The following is a 6,255-nucleotide window of genomic DNA, read 5'->3' as shown; positions in this document are numbered from 1 at the left end:
CCGCCAGCGTTCATCCTGAGCCAGGATCAAACTCTCCAATAAAGTTAGTTTGTCTAGCATCTAAAATAAAAATTGACGTTTCACGTTGTTTGTTTCGTTCAGTTTTCAAAGTTCAACATCGCGTTTCAGCGACTTTTATAATATAACATACTATATTATTTTCGTCAACAAGTTTTTTTGATAAGTTGTATCTCTCATTTGCTGACTCTGCCTATTATATAGGCTTTCTCTTCCCTATGCAAGTATTATTATAAAAAAATAAAGAGAGGGAAAATCCCCTCTCTTATTCTTCTGAAGAAACCTCTTCACTCGTTTCTTCCTCTTCATCTTTTTGTGCTTTTGCTACCGTCGCTACCTCTTGGTCTTCCTCTAATCGAATTAGACGAACACCTTGTGTATTACGTCCCATTTGAGAGATTTGATCAACTGGCATACGAATAATAACGCCTGCCGCTGTAATTAACATAATATCTTCTTCACCTGTAACAGACTTAACAGCTACTAATTTACCGTTCTTATCTGTAATGTTACAAGTTTTCAGACCTTTACCACCGCGACTTTGCAGACGGTATTCATCAATCGGTGTACGCTTTCCGTAACCATTTTTCGTTACAATTAGAACATTTACATCCTCTTCGACAATTTCCATACCTACAACTTGGTCTTCATCGCCCAACGTAATAGCTTTAACACCTGCAGCATTACGTCCCATAGAACGAACATCTTGTTCATTGAAACGAATTAGCATACCGTTACTTGTCCCGACAATAATATCCTTATCACCTGATGTTAAACGTACAGATATTACTTCATCCTCTTCACGAAGAGAAATTGCAATTAAACCATTTGTACGTATATTTGCAAATGATGAAAGTGGCGTTCTCTTAGAAACCCCTTGTTTTGTCGTAAAGAATAAGAACTGATCGTCACCAAATTCACGAATCGGAATAATAGCGTTAATCCACTCACCCTTATCTACCCCTAATAGGTTAATAATTGGTAGTCCTTTTGCAGTACGACTATACTCTGGAATTTCATATCCTTTCGTACGGTATACTTTACCCTTGTTTGTAAAGAATAAAATATGATCATGAGTAGACGTTGTTAATAAATGTTCAACAAAGTCATCATCATTCGTACCCATTCCTTGCACACCACGTCCCCCACGGTTCTGTGTTTTGTACGTAGAAGCTGGTAACCTCTTAATATAACCGTTATGAGTTAACGTAATCGCAATGTTTTGTTCAGGAATTAAATCTTCATCTTCAATAAATTCCATACCGCCAATTGTAATTTCTGTTCGTCTCTTATCATTGAAACGCTCTTTTACTTCTGTTAATTCTTCACGAATAATCTCAAGAACTTTTTCTTCATCTGCTAAAATCGCTTTTAATTCAGCAATTAACTTCATTAAGTCTTGATATTCTTGCTCAATTTTTTCACGTTCTAATCCAGTTAAGCGTTGCAGACGCATATCTAAAATCGCTTGCGCTTGTTTCTCACTTAAACCAAAACGTTCCATTAAGCCTTGCTTTGCAATATCTGCTGTTTTTGAACTACGAATTAACGTAATAACTTCATCAAGATGATCTAAAGCAATTCGTAATCCTTCTAAAATATGAGCACGTGCTTCTGCTTTTTCTAATTCATAAGCAGTACGTCTACGAATTACTACCTTCTGATGCTCTAAATAATGATATAGATTTTGTTTTAAATTTAGTACTTGTGGCTCCCCATTTACAAGAGACAACATATTAATACCGAAACTTGTTTGAAGCGCTGTATGTTTATATAGATTGTTTAATAGTACGTTTGCATTAGCATCACGACGTACTTCCATGACAATACGCATACCATTACGATCTGATTCATCACGTAAATCTGTAATACCTTCAATTTTCTTATCGCGAACTAATTCTGCGATTTTTTCAATTAATCTCGCCTTATTAACTTGATAAGGTAGTTCAGTTACGATAATAGATTGTTTACCGTTTGACTTCTCTTCAATTTCAACCTTAGCACGAAGCATAATGGAACCGCGACCTGTTTCATAAGCTCTTCGAATTCCACTTCTTCCTAAAATTAAACCTGCCGTCGGAAAGTCTGGACCAGGAATATATTCCATCAATTCTGCGATAGTAATATCAGGATTATGACTTAATGCCAGCACACCATCAATTACTTCGCCAAGCTGATGCGGCGGTATATTTGTTGCCATACCAACAGCAATACCTGTTGTACCGTTTACTAATAAATTAGGGAAACGCGCTGGTAGTACTATCGGTTCTCTTTCGGAACCATCATAGTTATCTTGATAATCAATTGTATTTTTTGAAATATCACGTATTAATTCCATAGAAATCTTAGACATTCTTGCCTCTGTATAACGCATTGCTGCTGCTGAATCTCCATCTACAGAACCGAAGTTACCATGCCCATCTACAAGCATATAACGTTGACTAAAATCTTGCGCCATACGTACCATTGTTTCATAAACGGCTGAATCACCATGAGGGTGATACTTACCGATTACTTCACCGACAATACGTGCTGATTTCTTATACGCTTTATCAGCTGTAATTCCTAAATCATTCATCGCATATAAAACCCTACGATGCACAGGTTTTAATCCATCACGAACATCTGGTAATGCACGAGATACGATAACACTCATTGCGTAATCTAAAAATGAGGTACGCATTTCATGACTAATATTAATTTCTCGAATTCGTGCTTGTTGTTGATTGTCTGACATCAACGAGCACCTCCTCTTACATTTCCGTTACACATACATTGATTTATATGTAGAAGACAGGAATACTTAGATTCCTGTCATTACTCATTTAAATATCAAGGTTCTTCACGTATTTTGCATTCTCTTGGATAAAGTTACGACGCGGTTCTACTTTATCACCCATTAAAATTTCAAACGTTTCGTCTGCTTCTATTGCATCTTGAAGAGAAACTTGAAGTAACGAACGTACTTCTGGATCCATTGTCGTCTCCCATAGCTGAGTTGGATTCATCTCCCCAAGACCTTTATAACGTTGAATTCCTGGTTTCGGCTGGGCTGGTAGCTCAGCTAAGATTTTTTCAAGTTCCTTATCGTTGTAAGCATATTGAATTTTTTTACCTTGTTGTATTTTAAACAATGGCGGCTGTGCAATATAGATATAACCACACTCAATTATTTGACGCATATAACGATAGAAGAACGTTAATAATAGGGTACGAATATGTGCACCATCAACATCGGCATCGGTCATAATAATAACTTTATGATAGCGTGCTTTTTCAATATCGAAGTCTCCACCAATATTTGTACCGATTGCCGTAATAATTGTACGAACTTCATCATTTGATAAAATCTTATCTAAGCGCGCCTTTTCCACATTAATAATTTTACCCTTCAGCGGTAAAATTGCTTGGAAATGACGATCGCGTCCTTGTTTTGCAGATCCACCCGCAGAGTCACCCTCTACGATGTAAATTTCACTAATTGCTGGATCTTTCGAAGAGCAATCAGCTAATTTACCAGGTAAACTTGAAACTTCTAACGCACTCTTTCGACGTGTCAATTCACGCGCTTTTTTCGCAGCTACACGTGCACGTGCAGCCATCGTACCTTTTTCTACAATTTTTCGCGCTACATTAGGATTTTCTAGTAAGAACTTTTCAAATGCCTCTGAGAATACAGACTCTGTAATTGTTCTCGCTTCACTATTCCCAAGTTTTGTCTTCGTTTGTCCTTCAAATTGTGGATTTGGATGCTTGATTGATACAATTGCTGTTAAACCTTCACGAACATCCTCACCAGTTAAATTACTGTCCGCATCTTTTAAAATGCTATTTTTACGACCATAGTCGTTGATTACACGAGTTAAAGCTGTTTTAAAACCTACCTCATGTGTACCACCTTCATACGTATGGATGTTATTCGTAAATGAGTAAATATTATTTGTGTATCCTTCGTTATATTGAAGAGAAACCTCAACCTGAATACCATCTTTTGAACCTTCTACGTACACAGGCTCTTCATGAATCGGTTGTTTTGAGCGATTTAAATGCTCAACGTATGATTTAATTCCACCTTCGTAATGGAATTCTTTCTTTTGCTTATGTTCACGTTTATCTTCAATTGTTAATTTAATATTACGATTTAAAAACGCTAATTCACGCATACGAGTTGCTAGCGTATCAAAATCGTATACTGTTGTTTCTTGGAAAATTTCCGGATCTGGTTTAAATCGAGTTATTGTTCCTGTTTGATCGGTGTCACCAATGACTTTTAAATCCGCAACCGGAATACCTCTTTCGTATTTTTGGTAATGGATTTTACCTTCACGATGTACAAATACTTCTAATTCTGTTGATAGAGCATTTACAACCGATGCCCCAACACCATGTAAACCACCAGAAACTTTATAACCGCCACCGCCAAATTTACCACCGGCGTGGAGAACAGTCATAATAACTTCTACAGCTGGACGTCCCATTTTTTCTTGTATACCAACCGGAATACCACGCCCATTATCCGTTACACGAATACTATTATCTTCTTCGATACTAACATTAATTTCATCACAATAACCTGCAAGTGCTTCATCAATACTATTATCTACGATTTCCCAAACAAGATGGTGAAGCCCTTTTCCACTTGTAGATCCAATATACATACCAGGGCGTTTCCGAACTGCCTCTAGTCCTTCAAGCACCTGTATCTGACTTTCATCATATGCATTTTCTTGCATTTGCTTTTGTTCCATTGACACAAAGATCACCTACTTTTCCATTTAAACAGGGGTTATTCCCTATCTATTTCACAATCTACAGTGCCGTTCGTTACATGAATTGTTTTCGCTTCTTTTAATGTTTCGTGTTCAATTCCGTCGACACTCGTCGTTGTAACAAATGTTTGCACTTTTCCTTGAATTGTATTTAAAAGATGTGATTGACGATAATCATCTAATTCTGATAAAACATCATCTAACAAAAGGATTGGATATTCTTTAACCTCTGAATAAATCAATTCAATTTCAGCTAATTTTAGGGATAGTGCGGTCGTTCGTTGTTGTCCTTGCGAACCAAAGACTTGAACATTTTTACTATTAACGAAGAATTGTAAATCGTCACGATGAGGACCAATTAAAGTCGTACCACGGAAAATTTCACGTTGTTTCACAGATTGAAAACTTTCATAGTATACTTCTTTTATTTTCGACAAATCCATTGATTCTGATACATCTACACTTGGTTTATAGACAATTTCTAACTCTTCTAATCCACGGCTTATACCTCGATGAATTGGAGCTGCCCATTCCTGTAGCAAATGCAAAAATTCAAAACGTTTTTGCAGTATTTTCGCACCATGCTCAATTAGTTGAAGTGTAAATACATCCAACATCGTTTCCTCATTCTTACTATTCCCTTGCATTTTTTTCAACAAGTGATTTCGTTGCGTGAGCACCTTTTGATATTGACTTAATTCATACAAATATACAGGAGCTATTTGTCCTAATTCCATATCTAAAAAGCGTCTTCTTACTTGAGGGCTTCCTTTTACAAGATTTAAATCTTCTGGGGCAAACATGACAACGTTCATCACGCCAATATATTGACTTAACTTTTGTTGTTCAAGTTGATTTAATTTTGCCTTTTTACCTTTTTTCGAAATATTTAATTCCAAAGACAAAGAACTGTTTCTTTTTTGTAATTTCCCTTTTATTTGACCAAAATCTTCATCCCAGCGGATAAGTTCGCGATCATTAGAGGTTCTATGAGATTTCGCCATCGCTAAAACATAAATAGCTTCCATCAAATTTGTTTTCCCTTGCGCATTTTCGCCGATAATTACATTTACCTTATCTTCAAAGGAAAGCTCTAATTTTTCATAATTGCGATAGTTTTTTAATTGTATTTCTGAAATAAACAAAGGGCTCCCCCTTTATGCCTGAACTTGGAAAGTTCCGCTTCCTGGAATTTCAATAACATCATTCGCATATAGTTTGCGACCTCTTCTATTTTCAAGTTCGTTGTTCACGTACACTTCATATTCTTGTAAAAACCATTTTACAGCGCCACCTGTATCAATTACATCAGCTAACTTTAAAAATTGTCCTAGTGTAATATACTCTGTTGAAATTTTAATACGTTTCATAAAATCGCTCACTTTCTGAAAGTGTTCATTCTTTCATTGTACTAAATAAACTAGCATTAGGAAAGTAATACCCAAAAATCAAATAAGGGCCACTAGCA

The 6,255-nt window shown here is 36.3% G+C and carries 4 protein-coding genes; all 4 read right to left on the bottom strand.

All coding sequences use genetic code 11. The features are described from left to right. Positions 1 to 283: 283 nt before the first annotated feature. The 4 genes from gyrA to yaaA all read right to left on the bottom strand — a co-directional run bounded on the left by gyrA (position 284) and on the right by yaaA (position 6,157). Positions 284 to 2,755, bottom strand: a complete 2,472-nt coding sequence (gene gyrA, locus MR107_RS11685; RefSeq protein ID WP_001282864.1) for a DNA gyrase subunit A — start codon at positions 2,753 to 2,755, stop codon at positions 284 to 286. 88 nt (positions 2,756 to 2,843) lie between these two features. Continuing rightward, positions 2,844 to 4,766 (bottom strand): DNA topoisomerase (ATP-hydrolyzing) subunit B, encoded by a 1,923-nt coding sequence (gene gyrB, locus MR107_RS11680; protein WP_000435982.1) that lies wholly within the window; start codon positions 4,764 to 4,766, stop codon positions 2,844 to 2,846. Between the two features lie 38 nt (positions 4,767 to 4,804). Beyond that, the gene (gene recF / locus MR107_RS11675; protein WP_000470745.1) at positions 4,805 to 5,932 is read right to left on the bottom strand and encodes a DNA replication/repair protein RecF; all 1,128 of its coding nucleotides are present in this window, start codon (positions 5,930 to 5,932) and stop codon (positions 4,805 to 4,807) included. Positions 5,933 to 5,944: 12 nt separating this feature from the next. Continuing rightward, positions 5,945 to 6,157 (bottom strand): S4 domain-containing protein YaaA, encoded by a 213-nt coding sequence (gene yaaA / locus MR107_RS11670; protein ID WP_000821364.1) that lies wholly within the window; start codon positions 6,155 to 6,157, stop codon positions 5,945 to 5,947. Positions 6,158 to 6,255: the final 98 nt, after the last annotated feature.

It is taken from the genome of Bacillus cereus group sp. BfR-BA-01441 (genome assembly GCF_022663075.1).
In the GTDB taxonomy this organism is placed as follows: domain Bacteria; phylum Bacillota; class Bacilli; order Bacillales; family Bacillaceae_G; genus Bacillus_A; species Bacillus_A cereus.
The sequence above is the reverse complement of the archived record's forward strand: the minus strand, read 5'-3'. Positions and strand labels throughout refer to the sequence as shown.

Coding starts and splice junctions, on each gene's coding strand:
- gyrA (WP_001282864.1), bottom strand. CDS start 2,755: ATGTCAGACAATCAACAACAAGCACGAATTCGAGAAATTAATATTAGT.
- gyrB (WP_000435982.1), bottom strand. CDS start 4,766: ATGGAACAAAAGCAAATGCAAGAAAATGCATATGATGAAAGTCAGATA.
- yaaA (WP_000821364.1), bottom strand. CDS start 6,157: ATGAAACGTATTAAAATTTCAACAGAGTATATTACACTAGGACAATTT.